This is a genomic window from Nocardia sp. NPDC052112, assembly GCF_040680135.1.
Lineage (GTDB): Bacteria > Actinomycetota > Actinomycetes > Mycobacteriales > Mycobacteriaceae > Nocardia.
In genome coordinates this window covers 157,061-174,695 of record NZ_JBFAWD010000017.1, presented here as the reverse complement: position 1 = coordinate 174,695, position 17,635 = coordinate 157,061, and the positions used below count along the sequence as shown (strand labels likewise).

20 protein-coding genes are annotated in these 17,635 nt (G+C 64.7%); 10 read left to right on the top strand and 10 right to left on the bottom strand.

All coding sequences use genetic code 11. The annotated features are described in order from the left end of the window. Nucleotides 1-15: 15 nt before the first annotated feature. The 3 genes from AB0L58_RS29435 to AB0L58_RS29425 are packed head-to-tail and all read left to right on the top strand — an operon-like array spanning nt 16 to nt 2,743. Nucleotides 16-807, top strand: coding sequence for a MoaF C-terminal domain-containing protein (locus AB0L58_RS29435; protein WP_364391444.1), 792 nt, complete (start codon nt 16-18; stop codon nt 805-807). Then, on the top strand, nt 804-1,586 hold the full coding sequence (locus AB0L58_RS29430) for an SDR family oxidoreductase (RefSeq protein WP_364391442.1): 783 nt from the start codon (nt 804-806) through the stop codon (nt 1,584-1,586). The genes AB0L58_RS29435 and AB0L58_RS29430 overlap by 4 nt, the downstream gene beginning before the upstream one ends. Beyond that, a complete protein-coding gene (locus tag AB0L58_RS29425; RefSeq protein WP_364391440.1) occupies nt 1,577-2,743 on the top strand; it encodes a fumarylacetoacetate hydrolase family protein in 1,167 nt (388 codons plus the stop codon). Before AB0L58_RS29430 ends, AB0L58_RS29425 begins: the two co-directional genes overlap by 10 nt. A 65-nt stretch (nt 2,744-2,808) precedes the next feature. Here the strand turns inward: AB0L58_RS29425 and AB0L58_RS29420 are convergent, their stop codons facing one another. The 5 genes from AB0L58_RS29420 to AB0L58_RS29400 all read right to left on the bottom strand — a co-directional run bounded on the left by AB0L58_RS29420 (nt 2,809) and on the right by AB0L58_RS29400 (nt 6,190). Continuing rightward, a complete protein-coding gene (locus AB0L58_RS29420; protein ID WP_364391438.1) occupies nt 2,809-3,432 on the bottom strand; it encodes a TetR family transcriptional regulator C-terminal domain-containing protein in 624 nt (207 codons plus the stop codon). A gap of 68 nt (nt 3,433-3,500) precedes the next feature. Then, nucleotides 3,501-3,800: a putative quinol monooxygenase gene (locus tag AB0L58_RS29415; RefSeq protein WP_364391436.1), complete on the bottom strand. Its 300-nt coding sequence runs from the start codon at nt 3,798-3,800 to the stop codon at nt 3,501-3,503. Next, nucleotides 3,797-4,213, bottom strand: a complete 417-nt coding sequence (locus AB0L58_RS29410; RefSeq protein WP_364391434.1) for an ester cyclase — start codon at nt 4,211-4,213, stop codon at nt 3,797-3,799. Before AB0L58_RS29410 ends, AB0L58_RS29415 begins: the two co-directional genes overlap by 4 nt. Then, nucleotides 4,210-4,752, bottom strand: a complete 543-nt coding sequence (locus AB0L58_RS29405) for a flavin reductase family protein (protein ID WP_364391432.1) — start codon at nt 4,750-4,752, stop codon at nt 4,210-4,212. Before AB0L58_RS29405 ends, AB0L58_RS29410 begins: the two co-directional genes overlap by 4 nt. Then, nucleotides 4,733-6,190 carry an aldehyde dehydrogenase family protein gene (locus AB0L58_RS29400; protein WP_364391430.1) on the bottom strand — a complete coding sequence of 486 codons (1,458 nt, stop codon included), beginning with the start codon at nt 6,188-6,190 and terminating at the stop codon, nt 4,733-4,735. The genes AB0L58_RS29405 and AB0L58_RS29400 overlap by 20 nt, the downstream gene beginning before the upstream one ends. Nucleotides 6,191-6,300: 110 nt before the next feature. On the opposite strand from AB0L58_RS29400, the gene hmgA (AB0L58_RS29395) reads away from it, so the two are divergent. From hmgA (AB0L58_RS29395) to AB0L58_RS29365, 7 genes are all read left to right on the top strand, one after another. After that, a complete protein-coding gene (gene hmgA / locus AB0L58_RS29395; protein ID WP_364391428.1) occupies nt 6,301-7,641 on the top strand; it encodes a homogentisate 1,2-dioxygenase in 1,341 nt (446 codons plus the stop codon). Nucleotides 7,642-7,731: 90 nt separating this feature from the next. Continuing rightward, complete coding sequence (locus AB0L58_RS29390) at nt 7,732-8,202, top strand: hypothetical protein (protein ID WP_364391426.1); 471 nt, start codon at nt 7,732-7,734, stop codon at nt 8,200-8,202. Nucleotides 8,203-8,224: 22 nt separating this feature from the next. Next, complete coding sequence (locus AB0L58_RS29385; protein WP_364391424.1) at nt 8,225-8,611, top strand: putative quinol monooxygenase; 387 nt, start codon at nt 8,225-8,227, stop codon at nt 8,609-8,611. 3 nt (nt 8,612-8,614) lie between these two features. Then, complete coding sequence (locus AB0L58_RS29380) at nt 8,615-9,262, top strand: NAD(P)H-binding protein (RefSeq protein ID WP_364391422.1); 648 nt, start codon at nt 8,615-8,617, stop codon at nt 9,260-9,262. A gap of 28 nt (nt 9,263-9,290) precedes the next feature. After that, nucleotides 9,291-9,569 (top strand): DUF2218 domain-containing protein, encoded by a 279-nt coding sequence (locus AB0L58_RS29375; RefSeq protein ID WP_364391420.1) that lies wholly within the window; start codon nt 9,291-9,293, stop codon nt 9,567-9,569. Between the two features lie 10 nt (nt 9,570-9,579). Beyond that, the gene (locus AB0L58_RS29370; protein WP_364391417.1) at nt 9,580-10,347 is read left to right on the top strand and encodes a CoA transferase subunit A; all 768 of its coding nucleotides are present in this window, start codon (nt 9,580-9,582) and stop codon (nt 10,345-10,347) included. Further along, nucleotides 10,344-11,018, top strand: a complete 675-nt coding sequence (locus tag AB0L58_RS29365) for a 3-oxoacid CoA-transferase subunit B (RefSeq protein ID WP_364391415.1) — start codon at nt 10,344-10,346, stop codon at nt 11,016-11,018. Before AB0L58_RS29370 ends, AB0L58_RS29365 begins: the two co-directional genes overlap by 4 nt. A 221-nt stretch (nt 11,019-11,239) precedes the next feature. On the opposite strand, the gene AB0L58_RS29360 is transcribed toward AB0L58_RS29365, so the two are convergent. The 5 genes from AB0L58_RS29360 to AB0L58_RS29340 form a co-directional block, all read right to left on the bottom strand. Further along, nucleotides 11,240-11,800: a PEP/pyruvate-binding domain-containing protein gene (locus AB0L58_RS29360; RefSeq protein ID WP_364391413.1), complete on the bottom strand. Its 561-nt coding sequence runs from the start codon at nt 11,798-11,800 to the stop codon at nt 11,240-11,242. Nucleotides 11,801-12,286: 486 nt separating this feature from the next. Beyond that, a complete protein-coding gene (locus tag AB0L58_RS29355) occupies nt 12,287-13,504 on the bottom strand; it encodes a CoA transferase (protein WP_364391411.1) in 1,218 nt (405 codons plus the stop codon). Between the two features lie 81 nt (nt 13,505-13,585). Then, a complete protein-coding gene (locus AB0L58_RS29350; protein WP_364391409.1) occupies nt 13,586-15,061 on the bottom strand; it encodes an aldehyde dehydrogenase family protein in 1,476 nt (491 codons plus the stop codon). A gap of 49 nt (nt 15,062-15,110) precedes the next feature. Next, nucleotides 15,111-16,460: a homogentisate 1,2-dioxygenase gene (gene hmgA, locus AB0L58_RS29345; RefSeq protein WP_364391407.1), complete on the bottom strand. Its 1,350-nt coding sequence runs from the start codon at nt 16,458-16,460 to the stop codon at nt 15,111-15,113. Nucleotides 16,461-16,518: 58 nt separating this feature from the next. Next, on the bottom strand, nt 16,519-17,583 hold the full coding sequence (locus tag AB0L58_RS29340) for a lipocalin-like domain-containing protein (RefSeq protein WP_364391405.1): 1,065 nt from the start codon (nt 17,581-17,583) through the stop codon (nt 16,519-16,521). Nucleotides 17,584-17,635: the final 52 nt, after the last annotated feature.

Genomic DNA, 17,635 nt, shown 5'->3' with positions numbered 1-17,635 from the left:
ATTCAGGAGTTATTCATGAGCGTCACCAGCCACACCAGCGGTTACCGCCCGCCCAACGATGTCTCGATGGCCGAGCTTTTCCCAAACCACGACGGTCTGCGCCCGGCCGCAGTCGACCAACTCGCGAGCCGGACCATCGCGCTGCACTGGACTGGCGGCGGCATCAGCACACTAGCGTTCGCCCTCGACACCGTCGACATCGTCACGACCACGCCCGGAGACTGGACATTCCTCGACGGCACGCTCGAGGTCGAGGCCTTCCCAGTGGGGCAGGGCCTCATCGGCGCCGTCATCGCCGACCCGCGGGTGCAGTCGTCGTACTTCGCAGTCATCGGTGCCGATCACGCCGTAGTGGTCCACACGCGCATGGCCTCGGGCCCGACTGGAGCGGCCGAGGAAACCCGCGTCCTGCAGGCCGGGGTCGACCGGCCCGCCGAATCGGAGCTCCCGCTCAGCTCGGACCTTGTCGGTAAGCGCGTGTACTGGCGGTACAGCGACACCCACACCTTCGAACATCTCTACCTCGAACCCAACCGGTATTGCTGGCACGGGCTCACCGGGCCGGAAGCCGGCATGGGTGGAGTCGAGCCGACCTCGGCGTACAAGATCGCCGACAATCTGTACCTGTTCACCTGGTCGGACACATCGGTGGCGTTCAACGGCACCATCGTCATCGACACCACGAACGACGAAATCACTTCCAAAGGAAGGCTTTTCGGCTGGGAAGCGGCCGAGAACATCGGAAAGCAGATCATCGTCGGCGCGACCGGTCGGGTGCTGAACACCACCGACCACAGCGACCTGTGACCGCCGTGGAGCAGGTCCGCAGCGGCGGCCTCGGCATCTACGATCTGCACGGCAGAAATGCTGTCGTTGTGGGCGGCAGCAGTGGCATCGGCGCAGCGACCGCCGTTCGCCTCGCCGAAGTCGGCGCCACGGTCGCGGTCGGGTACCGCTCCGGGCGCGAACGCGCTGAGAAGGTAGTCGAGTCACTGCCTGGCGAGGGACATTTCACCGTGCCGATCGACATCCTCGACACCGCGGTTCTCACCGCGGCCGCCGAGCAGCTGGCATCTGTCTTCGGCCGCGTCGATGTACTGATCAATTCCGGTGGCACGACCGTCCGAATCCCCCACGACGACCTCGATGCACTCGACGACACCACATTCGACCAGATTCTGGCGGCCAACGTGCGGGGGCCGTTCGCCACCGTGCGCGCTCTGCGATCGTTGCTGGAGGCTTCCGGAGACGGCGTGGTCGTCAACGTCTCGTCGATCTCGGGATTCACCGGATCCGGCAGCAACGTCGCCTACTGTGCGTCCAAGGCGGGGCTCGACAGCCTGTCACGCTCGCTCGGGCGCGCACTCGGGCCGACCATCCGCTTCGTCAGCATCGCCCCGGCCGCGGTCGACACCGATTTCGTTCCCGGCCGCGATCGAGAAGCCGTCGCCGCACAGGCCGCCAGCACCCCGCTGAAGGTCCTGGCCGATCCGGACGACGTCGCGGTGTCGATCCTCGGTGTAGTCACCCACCTGCGCCTGACCACTGGATCGCTGGTGGTGACCGACGGAGGTAAATGGCTGTGACGGTCATCGATTTCGGCCGTGCGGTGCTGCCTTACGGTGTATTCCGTCCACCGGGTGCCACGCCACGAGCCGGTGTGGCCGTAGGCACCCAAGTACTCGACCTGACAGCCCACTTCGACGATCCGGTTTTCGCCCGGCCCTCGTTGAACGCCTTCATGGCGCGAGGACGAGCATTCTGGAGCGAGGTCCGCGAACGGGTCGAACAGATTGTGGCCGGTAGTGGCGACCGCGGCCTGCACGACCAGCGCACGGTCGAGGTACTGCTGCCGATCGAAGTCGCCGACTTCGTCGACTTCTTCTCGGGCATCGAGCACGCCACGAACGCCGGCCGGATCCTGCGTCCGAACGAGGAGCCACTCAAACCCAATTGGCGGCATCTGCCGGTCGGCTACCACGGTCGCGCGGGCACCGTGGTGGCGTCCGGCACCACCGTTCGGCGCCCGGTAGGCCAGCTGCGGCAAGGTGAGGACATCGTCGTCGCCCCAAGCGAGCGCCTCGATATCGAGGCCGAACTCGGCTACATCGTGGGCACCGGATCCCAGCACGGAACACCCGTTCCCACCACGGCATTCGCCGAGCACGTCTTCGGCGTGGTTCCGCTGATCGACTGGAGCGCACGCGACATCCAGGCGTGGGAGTATCAGCCCCTGGGGCCGTTCCTCGCCAAGTCCTTCGCCACCAGCATCGGCAACTGGGTCGTCCCGCTGGAGGCGTTGTCGCGGCACTGGGTTCAAGGCCCCGAGCAGACACCGGCCGTGCAGCCTTACTTGGCGGTCGCGGAACCGCGGAATCTCGCCATCCACCTGGATGTATCGATCAACGGACATCAGCTCTCCCAACCTTTCGCGGCAGGGCTGTACTGGTCACCGGCGCAACAGCTGGCGCACATGACCCGCAACGGTGCATCACTGCGCACCGGTGACCTGTACGGCACCGGGACAATCTCATCATTCGATCCCGGCGGACAGGGTTCGCTGCTCGAGCTTTCCTGGAACGGCACTCGCCCGGTACAGCTCGGCGAGGACACCACGCGCCGCGCCTTTCTCGCTGACGGCGACGAGGTGGTCATCTCCGCCGTGGCCGGGCCCGAGCGCCTGCCCCTCGGGGAGGTTCGTGGCACCATCACGCTGGCGACAGCGCTCGAGCCGAGTTCCTGATCGACTCCCGGACAAGCGCTCGGGGGCGGTGCTTCGGCACCGCCCCCTCGGCCGTGTCCGGGCACTCAGTTCGCGTGGACGGGTTCGCTCCGTCTGTGGGCCGGGGCCAGTTCTGCGAACCGCTCGTCCACGATGCGTTCTATCCGCGCCACCGACAGATCCCACGGGCGATAAAGCTCCTGCACGCAGATCCCGTCGCACAGTGCCAGCAGACCCACCGTCACATCGTCGACATCATGGCGGGTATCTATCACACCCGCCTCCTGAGCCGCCGCCACCCGCTTGCGCAGCGCGAGCACGATGTCGCCGTGTCCTTTCTCCGCCGATGCGCGCAGTGCTGGATCTCCCAGCGCCAAACCGAGGAAAGCGAACCAGATCTCGCTCTCGGCCGAGATCTGGGGTGTGGTCGGCAGCAGAGCCATGATGGTGTCGCGCAGCATAGTCTCTGGGGTCGACGATTCGGCAACCTCAGCGAATCGGGCCGCGGTCTTGGCCGCGACCAGATCGAAGGCATGCTTCAGCAACGCGGTCTTGGTGGGGAAGTAGTACTGAACCGCCCCACCACTCCATCCCGCGACGTCACCGACCCGCCGCACGGTCAGCGCAGCGACCCCCTCCTCGGCAACGATCTTCCACACGGCGGCGGCCAATTCCGCACGCCGCTGATCGTGATCAACGATGCGTGGCATAAATACCGATCCTACCGGGACGTGCACAGTAGAGGAGGGTCGGCGGACGGTAGTCCGCCGACCCGGCATCACACGCTCGTGGCGTAATGATGAGTTTTGGGGTGGGCAGGATCGAGCAGTGGTGCGGATTCGGTGAGCCAAGCGGCGAAATGGTCTGTCCGACGGTGCCGTTCGAAAGCGTCCTGATCCCGGAAAGTCGTCACCAATTGAACGACACGGTCGTCATCGATATCTGCCAGCACCTCGAATCGGAGGCAGCCGCCGTTCTCGCGGGTCAGCGAGGCCTGCGCGTTCGCCAGAGCTATGGCCGTCAGCATGCCGCGGGCGCCGGGGCGGGCAATAAGCCGCGCGATGACGGTGAGGCTCACAACGCGGCGATGGGCAGAATGCCGAGACTGTGCAGGACGTCGACTTTGTTCCACGACGAGTACTCCTCGACGATCCTGCCATTCTCGAACCGGTTGATAGTGATGCCGACTGCGGTCACCGGCTTGCCGGTGGGCGGGACGCCGAAGTAGGTGTCGCTGTGGCGACCGGTCGAGGTCCACCGATAGGCGACCCAGTCCCCCTCGGCGACCGTGACATCGACGGTGGTGGTCAGATCGGGGAAGGCGCGGTAGAGCGCGCCGAGGGTGCTCTTCCATCCGTCGAGGTCCTGCGATCCCGCGCCGACACGGCGGACGTAGCCGGCGTCGAAATAGCGGTCGAGAACCGAAATGTCGTGCGTCTTTTCCAGTTCGACCCACATCTGTTCCACGCAGGCACGGTTGTGTGTGCTCATGGCTGTACTCCTTCCAGCGCCGGCACCAACTCCGGCACGGTCGTGCTGTCGAAGAAGCGCCGATCGACATAGAGCAGCGGCCACTTCTCACTCGTGTGCGCCTCGAGGATCCGTCCGACGAATATCGAGTGGGTGTGGGCGGGAATGCGGGATTCGATGCGCAATTCGAAGGACGCGGCGACACCCTCGAGCAGCGGCGCTCCATGCTCACCCAACTTCCATGCAACCGAAGTGAACTTGTCGGGGTTGGAGCGGCCGAAGGTCTGCGCGACTTCTGCCTGGTCGTGGGCGAGGATGTTGACCGCCATCCGGTCCTGTTGGAACAGGCCCGGGTACGAGGCCGCGGTGGCGGCCACACACACCAGGACCATGGGCGGATCCAACGAGAGGCTGGAAAAGGCGTTGACCGCCAGTCCGAAGGGGCGACCGTCGATCGCGGAGGTCACGATCGTGACCCCGGTCGGGTAGTAGCGGTGGACACTCCTGACGCGATCGGCGAGATCGGCCGAGGTGCGGGGATCAGTAGACGATGTTGACAACTCGTTCCTCCGTATTGGCGTGTAGACCCGATAGGCCCAGTTCGCGGCCGATGCCGCTGGTCTTCGTGCCGCCCCAAGGCAGGCGGGGATCGGGTGCGCCCCAGGCGTTCACCCACACCGCGCCGACTCGCAGGCGGCGAGTGAGCGACAGCACCGTGGGTATGTCGTGAGACCAGACGACCGCGGCGAGCCCGTATCGGGTGTCGTTCGCCAGGCGTATGGCGTCGTCGACATCGTCGAAGGGAATGATCGTGCCGACCGGCCCGAAGATTTCCTCCCGCGCGATCGTCAGATCGTTTGTGCCCACGAAAACGGTCGGCTCGACGAAGAAACCGGGGCCCTCACGATGTTTACCGCCGGTGACCAGGGTCGCCCCCTGCTCGATGCCCGCCGCGACGTAGTCCATGACGCGATCACGCTGGCGGGCGTTGATGAGACTTCCCATGGTGGTGCGGGCATCGAAGGGATCACCGAGCCGCTGTGCGGCGGCCTGCTCGCGCAGCGCCTCGGCGACTTCGGAGACCAGGCTCCGGTGCACGAGTACGCGGGTGCCGGCCGCGCAGGTCTGCCCGCTGTTGGCGAACAACGAGGCTGCGGCCACCGGGGCAAGCTCGGCGACGTCGGCCCCGGGAAGCACGATCTGCGGCGACTTCCCGCCCAACTCCAGCGTCACCTGCTTGAAGCTTTCCGACGCTGCGCGGGCGATGATCCGGCCGACATCGGGACTGCCGGTGAAGGAGATCTTGTCGATGCCGGGGTGTTCGGTCAGCGCCGCCCCGGCGACGGCACCGAGCCCGGGGATGACATTCAACACGCCAGGCGGAAAGCCGGCCTCCGCGACGAGTTCGGCGAGCAGCAGCGAGGTCAGCGGAGCGTCCTCCGCGGGCTTGAGCACGACCGTGCAGCCCGCCGCCAGCGCGGAGGCAAGCTTCCAGCTGGTAATCATGGTCGGCGCGTTCCATGGGGTAATCGCAGCGACCACACCGACAGGGACCCGCTCGGTGTAGGAGAACCGCAGCTTGCCCATGAAATCGGGAACAGGAACCGTCGCGCCGGTGATCTTGTCGGCCCAGCCCGCGAAGTACCGGAAGGTTTCGATCGCCAGCGGCACATCGACTGCAAGGGTGTCAGCGTAGGGCTTGCCCACCTCCCTGGCCTCGAGAGCGGCGAAGTGTTCGGCATTGGCCTCGACCAGCTCCGCCAGCCGGATCAGCAGCCGCGCCCGTTCCGCACCCGACATACGCGACCACTCACCGCCGTCGAACTGGTGCCGCGCCGCGGTGACGGCGCGATCGACGTCGGTCGGCGCCGCCGCTGCCACTTCACAGATTTGGGTCTCGGTACTCGGGTCGATGACCGAAAAGGTCTCGCCCCCTTGGGAATCAGCCCACTCCCCTGCAATGAACAGCTGGGTACGGGGCAGGTCGGGGTAGCCCATTCCAGACTCCAAACTCTTGACGCCATCGTTTAAATACGCTTGTATGAAAACACAGTGCGATCGAGCTGACAAGCACCGTCACGAAACGATGAGAACAGGAGGGCCGAGAAGTGACCGGAATCCGTGAGCGTCTCGACGTCGAGGCGATCTCGGCGCAGCCACAAGCGGCCAGGCACTATCTGCCGGGGTTCGGAAACCACCACGTCACCGAGGCGGTGGCCGGGGCGCTGCCCGAAGGTCGAAACAGCCCCCAGCGCGCTCCGTTGGGCCTGTATGCCGAACAACTCAGCGGGACCGCCTTCACTGCGCCGCGCCACGACAACCGACGCACGTGGGTGTACCGGATACGCCCTTCGGCCGCACATCCGCCTTTCCGCCGGATCGATTCGGGCATGATCCTGGCCAGCCCGATCACCTCCGCCGCGCCGGAACCGAATCGGTTGCGCTGGGATCCGCGGCCTTTCCCCGACGGCCGGGTCACCTTTGTGGAAAGCCTGTTCACCCTCGGCGGCACCGGAGATGTCCGCAGCCACGACGGAGTGGCGATCCATCTCTACTGCGCAACGGCCTCCATGCGCGACGAATACTTCGTCGACAGCGACGGCGAACTGCTGATCGTGCCACAGGAGGGCGCGCTGATCCTGCACACCGAACTCGGTGTGCTCGACGTCGGACCGGGCGATATCGTAGTCATCCCTCGCGGCATCCGGTTCCGCGTCGTTCTCGGCGACCAGCGCGCGCGTGGCTACATTCTCGAGAACTACGGGCGCATGCTGGCCCTACCCGAACTCGGTCCGATCGGCGCCAACGGCTTGGCCAACCACCGCGACTTCTTGCATCCCACCGCGGCCTACGAGAACCGCGAAGAACCGGTCACCGTCATCCAGAAATATCTCGGAAACCTGTGGGCCGCAGACTACGACCACTCCCCTCTCGACGTGGTCGGCTGGCACGGGAACTACGCCCCGTACAAATACGACCTGTCCCGATTCATGGTGATCGGCACCATCAGCTTCGATCACCCGGACCCGTCGATCTACACGGTATTGACCTCACAAAGCGGCGTACCCGGCACCGCGAACGCCGACTTCGTCATCTTCCCGCCGCGCTGGCTGGTCGGAGAGACCACCTTCCGGCCGCCGTGGTACCACCGCAACATCATGAGCGAATTCATGGGGTTGGTTCACGGCGTCTACGACGCCAAAGCCGACGGATTCGTCCCCGGCGGCGCCAGCCTGCACAACTGCTTCACCTCACACGGGGCCGACGCGGCGACCTATGACAAGGCATCCACGACCGAACTGGTCCCGCAGAAGGTCGACAACACGCTGGCCTTCATGTTCGAAACCCGGCTCCCGCTCATCGTTTCCGAACAGGCGATGGCGGCCGCCTACCGCCAGAGCGACTACGACGACGTGTGGGCCGGCATCGGCCGTACCTTCACCCTCTGACAGCGAGCCGCCGCACCCTATGAGCGGGGTCCGGCGGCCCCATCCGGCTGCATGCCCGCACTCACGAACGAGCTGAACTCAATGGACACCATGAGCGACAACATGTACCGAACCGCCTTGGGACGGTGCTACATACACGTTGCCGCGGCGGCGCGCTACCTAGCCGTCGCCACCGAAGGCGCACCCGCGGTCCGATCCCGGCTGTGCTTGCTTCTCGAACTTGCCGAATCGGCGCAGAGCCTGATCGAAGCCCTGGTCGATGTCTCGACTCTGCCGCAGCGCGAACGGATTCTGTTCGAAGCCGAGCGGGCCGGCGCTGCCGATCCCTCGCTCGACGAGATAGCAACCCGATGGGCAATCGAGTGCGGAACCTTCACGTCCTCGCTGCGCGAGTTGACGACCGCAGCGCCCGAGAGCGATCGCCGCCTGCTCGAAGCCGTCCACCGGCACGCCGAGTACTTCTTCGCGCTCTGCCAAGCCGACTCCGCCGAGCGTTACACCTGCGCTATCGCGGACTTCTTGGCCCGCCAGGAACTGCATCTACCCGTTCACATTCGATGACCGCGACCAGGGGCAAATCGCCATGACCGCCACCGAGCCGGCTTCCGATAACCTTCGCCACCCGAGTCGGGCCCACACCGTCCTCGTCACCGTCGACGTCAAGCCGGACAAGATCGAGAAGTTCATCACCGGCATCGCCGCCAACGCCCAGTCTTCCCTACACGGCGACTACGGATGTCTGGCATTCCACGTACATCAGGATCAACAGGTGCCCACCCGATTCTATCTCCACGAAATCTATTCCAGCCGCGAAGCTTTCGAGATTCGACACCGCAGCACTGGTCACTACTGGGACTGGCGGGCGGTGGCGGCCGAGTGCATCACCGACGGAGGCCTGCAGATCACGGCCGCCGACCATATCGACACCTGGCGAATCGCCGGTATCGGTCCCGAGAACGGGGAGAACTGAACCATGGCCACTATCGCGGTATTCGGCGCCGCAGGCGCCGGGGGGCGGCGCATCGCCACCGAGGCGACCTCACGAGGACACGATGTCTTGTCGATCGTGCGCAACATCGAACGTGCTCAGGCGGATTCGCGCACCAAGGTGATGCGCGGCGACGGAACCGACGTCGAGTTCATCACCGGCCTCGCCGCAAACGTCGATGCCATCGTCGTCGCGGTGGGCAACCCTTCCCGCAGCCCCGTTCTCGACGTCGCCCAGACGATGGTCGAGGCGATAACCTCCCTGGACTCACTACGCCCACGTCTTCTGCACATGGGTGGGGGCGGCAGCCTGCTCACCCCCGAAGGCACCCGAATCCTGGACGCACCGAACTTTCCGCCGGCCTTCCTCCAGTCCGCGCGTACCCAGGCTGCGGCGCTCGACTTCTACCGCCTCCACGCCGCCGACTGCGGCGTGACCTGGACGTTCGTTTCGCCGCCACCCGTGCATTTCGAACCGGGTGAACGGCGTGGCACCTACCGCACCGCACTGGACACCCCCGTAGTGGGCAAGGACGGGAAAGCCGTCCTGTCCTACGAGGATCTCGCCGTAGCGATGGTCGACGAGATCGAGAACGCCCGCTTCCTGAACACCCGGTTCACCGCAGGGTACTGAGCCGATGTATCGGACGAGAAGTTTGATCGTGGCGACCGAACGAGCGGCCCGCTATGTCAAGCAGTTCGTCGGGCATTGGGGCGAGCACACCGAGCGGATCGAAGACGGCGAATCGATAGTCATGTACTTCGACGCTGACGACCGATACGGCGCGTACACCGTGCACTTCGAAGCCGACGAACACGCCCTCACGATCCGGGTTCGGTCGCAGACTCGCGCGACCACCGACGCGATCGCCGAGGTTGTTGCCGACCATCTCGGTCGTTTCGCCCGGCGCGAGAACCTCAACATCACCTGGACACAGTGAAAGGAATCGAGTGAGTACCAAGGTCTTCCCCGACGCCGCCACCGCCGTTGCCGACATCGGCACCGGCGTGGCACTCGCAGTCGGCGGATTCGGTCTGTGCGGGATCCCGGACGCGCTCATCTGCGCGCTTGCCGAGACCGACGTACACGACCTGGAAGTGGTCTCCAACAACTGCGGCGTCGACGACCACGGGCTGGGAATACTGTTGTCTGCCAGGCGTATTCGCCGGGTCGTAGCTTCCTACGTCGGGGAGAACAAAGAGTTCGCTCGACAGTATCTGGCCGGTGAACTGGAAGTCGAGCTGACCCCGCAGGGAACCCTCGCCGAACGTCTACGCGCCGGCGGCACCGGCATCCCCGCCTTCTATACCCCGGCAGGCGTGGGAACACCGATTGCCGAAGGCGGACTGCCATGGCGCTACGCGGCCGACGGCTCGGTCGCGGTTGCCTCCCCACCGAAGGAAACCCGAGTCTTCGGCGACACCACATACGTTCTCGAACACAGCATCACCAGCGATTTCGCCTTGGTGCACGCCGTCCTCGGGGACACCGCAGGAAACCTCGTCTTCGAGAAATCGGCGCTCAACTTCAATCCGCTCGCCGCCATGGCGGGCCGGATCACCATTGCCCAAGTCGAACGATTGGTGCCCGCCGGAGATATCGAACCCGCCCGCGTCCATCTGCCCGGAGTTTTCGTCCAGCGGGTCGTCCACACCGGCCCTCAGCCCAAACGCATCGAAAAACGCACCGTCACAATGGAAGAGGTCTCCGACCGATGACCACCACAGGATGGACCAGAGACGCCATGGCTGCGCGCGCCGCCACCGAACTGACCGACGGCCAGTACGTCAACCTCGGCATCGGGCTCCCCACCGCCATACCGGCACACTTGGGCAACGACGTCAAGGTCACCTTGCACTCCGAGAACGGCATCCTCGGCACCGGCGCCTACCCCCACGAGGACCAAGTCGACGCCGACCTCATCAACGCCGGCAAGGAGACCGTCACCGTCCAGCCAGGCGCCGCCTTCTTCGACTCCGCCCTGTCGTTCGGAATGATCCGCGGTGGCCACCTCGACATCGCAGTCCTCGGCGGCATGCAGGTATCACGCCACGGCGACCTCGCCAACTGGATGGTGCCCGGAAAAATGGTCAAGGGCATGGGGGGAGCGATGGACCTCGTTCACGGCGCCGCCCGGGTCATCGTGCTCATGGAACACACCGACAGGGACGGCAATCCGAAGATCGTCGACACCTGCACCCTGCCACTGACCGGACGCCGCGTAGTCGACCGGATCATCACCAACCTCGCCGTCATCGACGTCGTCGGCGACGGCGCACTGGCACTGCGTGAGCTAGCGCCCGACGTGACCACCGCACAGGTCACCGCTCTCACCGGGGCACCGATCGACCTCACCGAATTCCGCTCAGAAAACGAAGTACCCGCCTGAACGATTCCTCTCCGGCAACTCGCGCAAGTCACGAATGTGCTGGTACCGCGTCCAGGCGAACAACATTGTCCGCCAGTGCTGATCGCGACCGAATCAAAAGCCGCCGAGCAGGAGTCCGGGCCCCATCCCACCACACGAGCAGCGCGCGCAAATGTTCGATGTCGGTAACACGTCGTGCTGAATTCGCGGGGCCCCGCGATTAGAATCTTGGCTCAGCGTATTTACTCCCCGTAGATGGCGGCCGACCTCGGCCGGGCTCCTATAAACTGGGTGGCCCGAACGGCCATCGCCTGGATCGTGACGGCGGCGCCGCCGTCCTTCGGAATTCCACGATCGCGCCGGTATGCCACGGCGCGGCGCGACTGCCACGAGTCGAGCACGGCGATGACTGCCAGGCGTAGTTGTTCCCACGGGTTGGTGGGCGGCGCAGTGCCGATGACGCGTTCGAACTGTTCCTCGAAGCGCCGGCGGGTGTCGGCGGCGTAGTCCGGGTCGCCGCTCCGGTCGGCCAGTGCTTGTTCCACCTGATCGGTCATGCCGAGGTTGAGAACGGTGTCCATCATTCCCGGCATGCTCATCGGCGCACCGGAACGTACCGACACCAGCAGTGGATGGTTTCCACCACCGAAGGTACGGCCAGTGGACTGTTCCAGCACGGACATCGCAGAGGGAATCTGGGCCCACGCCGCTGCCGGAAGTTGCTGACCGTCCGCGTAGTAGGCGCGGCATACATCCGCGGTCAGCACGAAGGCAGAGGGCAGCGGAATGCCGAGCTGACGCATACATTCGATACTGAATGCATTGCCGCCCAGCAACTCTCGGCTCAGTCCAGTGGCCCCGTCGAGTATACGGACCGGGGCTGAGGTCGTCGCTGTCATCCCGCCCGGCCCGCTGTCGCTTCGGCCTGCCGAGTGAGCCCGCACAGTCCGATGAGGTCCTCATGCAGTTCGAACCAGACAGTGTGGTAGCTGTCGGCCAGCGGATTCGCCAGCCAACGATGATCACCAGCGACAGTCGCGTCGAGCGCAAAGACGAAGCGCTGGGGACGGCAGCAGACGAGGTGGGATCACAGCCATCCGCTGCAGCAGCGGAAGGAATCGCGCATGTAGGTCGGCCAGCCGCCACACGATTTCACCGTGGCGCATCGCTGAGGCGAATGCGGCGAGCGTCATCGCTGTGGCGAGCACAGCTGTCGAGACGACGTAGGCAAGGAACATGGCGGATTCAGCTCCTTTGCCGGGCGAATGGTCGAGTGGACTTGCACCTGCTCAGATGACACCTGCGTCATGCAGCTCGCGGCATTCGACGTCGCCGAGTCCGAGCAGGGTGCGGTAGACGTAATCGTTGTCGGATCCAGGTTCGGGGGGCCCTGCGTTGCGGACACTGCCGGGTGTGGCACTGAGTTTCGGGACGATGCCAGGGCCTCGAACGGTCCGTCCGACGCGTTGGTCATAGTGGTCGACGATCATCTGTCGTGCCCGCATCTGTGGGTCGGCGACGACCTCGGCGATGGTGTTCACGCGCCCGGCGGGCACACCGGCCGCGGCCAACAGTGTGGTGAGTTTGTCGGCGGTCCGCGCGCTGGCCCACGTGGCGATTATGTCGTCGAGTTCGTCCTGGTTGCGGCCGCGGGCGCGGTGGTCGCTGAAGCGGGGGTCCGCTGCCAGGTCCGGTTGGCCCATAACCCGGCACAGGCGCCCGAACACGCTGTCTTGGTTGGCGGCGATCACCAACCACACGCCGTCGTGGGTGCGGTAGAGGTTCGATGGCGCGATCCCCTCGAGACGGGTGCCAGAGGGTCCGCGGGTGATGCCGCCGATGTCGTAGTCGGCGATCGCCGATTCCTGGATTGCCAAGCACGCTTCGGTGAGCGCGACATCGACCACTTGTCCCTGCCCGGTCCGGCTGCGGTGATACAGAGCCGCCAGCACACCGTGGGCGGCGAACATGCCCGCCAGGCTGTCGCCCAGCGACAGCGCCAGCCGGGGCGGGGCTTGGCCGGGGTAGCCATTGAGGTGACGGAGCCCGCTCACAGCTTCAGCGACCGAGGCGTAGCCGGGCAGCTGCGCTGATGGTCCGGTCTGCCCGTACCCGGATACTCGGGCCAGTACGAGCCCTGGATTGCGTTCGTGGAGAACGTCGTAGCCCAAGCCCCAGCGTTCCAAGGTGCCCGGCCGGAAGTTCTCTACGACGACGTCGCTGTGTGCGACCAGTTCCAGCAGCAACTCCCGTCCACGGGCCGCACGCAGGTTCAAGGTGATGGATTGTTTGTTGCGGGCCAGGGTCGTCCAATGGAAGTGGTGCCCGTCGAGCTCGGCTTGGCCCCAGGTGCGCAGCGGGTCACCGGCAATCGGGGATTCGATCTTGATGATCTGCGCACCCAGGTCGCCGAGCAGCCGAGCCGCGAAAGGCCCGGCGATCAGCGAGCCGAGTTCGAGTACTCGGATACCGTCCAAAGGTCCGGTGATCTGTTGTTGTGCGTCCATCGAACTCCTGTATCGCAATTGCGGCGGTGCATGCCTGCACGCAGTCCCCGGCTCAGGTCGCGGCGTCGAAGGCTGTCGGGTCTATATCCCGATGTGAACTGTTTTTTCCTCGGTGTCGGCTTCGATGCCGCTGCGGCCGAGTTCTCGGCCGATGCCTGAGCCCGCGCGACCACCCCATGGCAATGCTGGATCCGGCACTCCCCACCCGTTGACCCACACCGTCCCGACCCGTAACCGCTCGGTGACGGCGAGCGCTCGCGACAGGTCGCTGGTGTAAACCATGGCGTTGAGCCCGTATTTGGTGGCATTGGCCAAGTGGATCGCTTCGTCGATGTCTTCGAAACTGATCACGGTGGCCACCGGTCCGAAGATTTCCTCGCGCGCGATAGTCAGATCGTTGCTGCCGCGGAACACCGTAGGTTCTACGAAGTAACCACTGCGAGCGACACGTCCTCCTCCGGCGAGTAGTTCGGCGCCCTCCGCACGTCCGATGTCGATATAGCGCAGAATCTGGTCCAGCTGGCGGCCGTTGACGATGGCGCCCATCGTGCTGGCGGACGCGAACGGGTCTCCGATCTGTGCGTTTTCAGCGGCGTCGATAAGGCCTTCGATGACCTTGTCGACGATTGATTCGTGGGCCAGCACCCTGGTTCCGGCGGCACAGACCTGGCCTTGGTGATAAAAGTTGCCCATCGCGATCCACGGCATCGCTTGGTCGAGGTCGGCGTCGTCGAAGACCAGCTGCGGTGCCTTTCCGCCGAGTTCCAGGGTTACTTTGCGGAAGGTATCTCCGGCGAGGCTTTGAATCTGTTTGCCGACACGGAGGCTTCCGGTGAAGGAGATCTTGTCGATGCCGCCGTGACCGGCCAGCGCGGCTCCGGCCACCGTTCCCAGGCCCGGCACGATGTTGAGCACGCCGTCGGGCAGTCCGGCGTCGGCGAGCAGCTCGCCCAGGCGCAGGGTGGACAACGACGCGTCCTCGGCGGGTTTGATCACGGCCGTGCATCCAGCCGCCAACGCCGGCGCCAGCTTCCAAGCGGCGATCAGTACCGGGTTGTTCCAGGGGGTGATCGCTCCCAGCACTCCCAGCGGTTGTCGGATGGTGTAGCCGAATCGTCGCTGGGGCCCGAAGTCGGGCAGCTGGACCGTGGTGCCGGTTACTTTGTCCGCCCAACCGGCGAAGTGCCGAAACGCTTCGGCAGCCGCAGGGATGTCACCGCGGACCGAGTCGTGGAACAGCTTGCCCATCTCCACCGCTTCCAATGCGGCCAGGTTGTGTGCGTCCTCCTCGATCAGCTGGGCGGCGCGTGTGAGAATTCGTCCGCGTTCGGAGCCGCTCATCCGCGACCATGGTCCGCCCTCCAGTTGCGCGCGGGCTGCCGCGACCGCGGTGTCGACATCCTCGGGTTGTGCCGCGGCGACGGTGGTGACCAGTTCTTCGGTGGACGGGTTGAACGACTCGTAGGTCTGCCCGGCATGCGCGCCGATATGTCGGCCGTTGATGCGTAACGTCGGCTCGGGCAGATCGAAGGCGGGGGTGATTGCTTCGGAGGTCATGGGGGTCTCCACAGGGGATTTACGGGGGTCGAGCGGTGAGCGAGGCAGGTCAGCTCGGTGGGGTGAACAGCCGCTGCAAATCTGCCCACGATGTGTCGTAGTGCGGTTGGCGGTGGGGTGCGGCGTGGGCGAAGTCGGTGATCACCAACGGCCAGCGGGTTTCGAACATGAACGCCAGTGATCCCTCGATCTTCTGCGGTGTCAGTTCCGCGGCGCTGGCTTTGCCGAATGTCTCTTGGTCCGGACCGTGGGCGGACCACATGTTGTGCAAGCTGGCTCCGCCGGGCAGAAAGCCCTCGGCTTTGGAGTCGTGAACGCCCTGCACCAATCCCATGAACTCGGTCATCACATTGCGGTGGAAATGCGGAGGCCGGAAAGTGTGCTCGGCGACATTCCAGCGTGGGGGAAATGCCAAGAAGTCGACGTTGGCTTGGCCGGGGGTGTCCGACAGTGAGGTCAGCACCGCGAAAATCGAGGGGTCCGGGTGATCGAAGCCGATCATGCCGACGGCGTTGAAATCGTTGAGATCGAAGACGTAGGCGGCGTGTGATCCGTGCCAGGCCACGACATCCAGTGGTGAATGGCCGTAGTCGGCGGCCCACAAGTGCCCCCCGAACTTTTGGACGACTTGCACCGGTCCGGTGTTGTCCTCGTAGGCGGCGACGGGGTAGTGGAAATGGCGGGCATGAGCCAGTCCGTTGGCACCGATCGGCCCCAGTTCGGGCAGCGTGAACGGCGCCCCGTAGTTCTCGCACACGTAGCCCACGGCGAGAGGATCGAGCAGTTCGACCCGGAATCGGATGCCGCGTCCGATGACCGCGAATTGGGTAGGCGCTACCGCCAGCTTGCCGAACTCGGTGTGTATCAGCAGCTGGCCCTGCTGAGGCACAACCAGCAGCTCACCGTCACTGTTGCCGAAGTAGCGCGACTGCATCGATCGCGTCGCCCGGTAGAGATGGATCGCGACTCCCTGCCGTTGCAGTACATTTCCGTTGGCGGCCAGGGTGTAGATGCTGTCGAGGAAGTCGGCCTCCGGCCACGTTTCGGGCAAGGGGTTCCATCGCAGCCGGTTCGGGTCGGCAACCCCGTTGAGCACCGGTGCGCTGCGAAACGTGCGGTCATCTGCACGCGTGAACGGCGGATGCTTGGCCGAGGGGGTGATGCGGTAAACCCAGCTGCGTCGATTGACCACCCGTGGCTCGGTGAACGCTGTCGCCGAGAGTTGCTCGGCGTACAAACCGAACGGGGCTTTCTGCGGCGAGTTCTGATGTACCGGCAACGCGCCCGGTACTGCTTCGCTGCAATGTTCGTTGCCGAAGCCGCTCAAATACTTCAGACCCGCGACCGTATCCCGGGCGGGATTCGGCTCGGGAGGTGCAGCAACTCTGGTGATCGTCATTGTGGGTGACTCTCCGGATCGCGACGAGAATGGGCCCCGGCGGCGGGCGCTGTGATACTCATGTCAGAGCGACGAGTTCGTGCAGGGTGGTGCCGGTATATTGTTGGGGACCGCTATCGGTGTGAACAGTCAATTCAACGGCGGACTCGAAGCGGAAATACGCCGGGTGTCCGATCGCGAAATGCATCAAAGGCTTGATCAGCCGGGACCGCACGATGGGGAAATCGTCGATGAGGTCGTGGGCGTGAATGACCGACTGAACGGTCAGCCGCAGATCGATCCGGCCAGGAACCTGCAGCTCGATCCATTCCGGATATTCCCGGTCAGCGATCGGGTTGTATCGACCAGGGCCTTCGGTCAAGACCATTTCGCCGGTCGACAAGACGATGTCGGCGTCTTTTGCCAACATCAGCGGGGCGATGTCGTGGGAACCGTGCTGTTTCTGGGTGCGAACGTTCGCATACAGCAGCGTGTATTCCTGGACATACAGCCGTCCCCAGTGCCAACGGTCGATGACTTTCTTCATGTCACCGACACCCCAGTTGTGGTCGGCATACCCCTGCCCGGTGACCGTGAGGACTTTCCCGTCGATTTGGACGGTCCCGGTCACTCGGGCGCGCGGTGCGCCGACGACCCAACCGAAGCTATCGGTCGCACCGAAGCGGGTCTCACCTTGTCCTGGCATCCAACTGGGCGTCTCGTTGTGGAATTGCAAGTCGAATACCAGGTCGTCTTCCACGAAATGAACATGGTGGATCGGCAGACCGGCTGCGGGGAACTCGGTGCGAGCGGTGTTGGACCCGATGCGGACATCACAACTCGATGTGGAGAACGACGCCGCTGCCCGCGGATATCGCTTGGCCACCTGACGTCGTGAACCGTCCGGGTTATAGACGATCATTTCGACCCATGGACGGGCGTTGGGCAGATCCTCGGGTCGACGTTTCGTGAGAAACCCGATCACAGTGTGCCCACTGTCGAGATGGGCATCGAAGTACCAATGCTCGAAGGCGAGTTTATTCGACGAGGGATGCAAGCCGTTGTGGCGCGCCTGCACAGTGGTCAATGTTCCGTCCAGACGGCCGGGACCGTTCCATGCTTCGATGATTTCGGTGGGGGTCATATGTCTTTCCAGTCGTCGGCCACGTCATCCCTATCGATCACGGCCAGGAGAG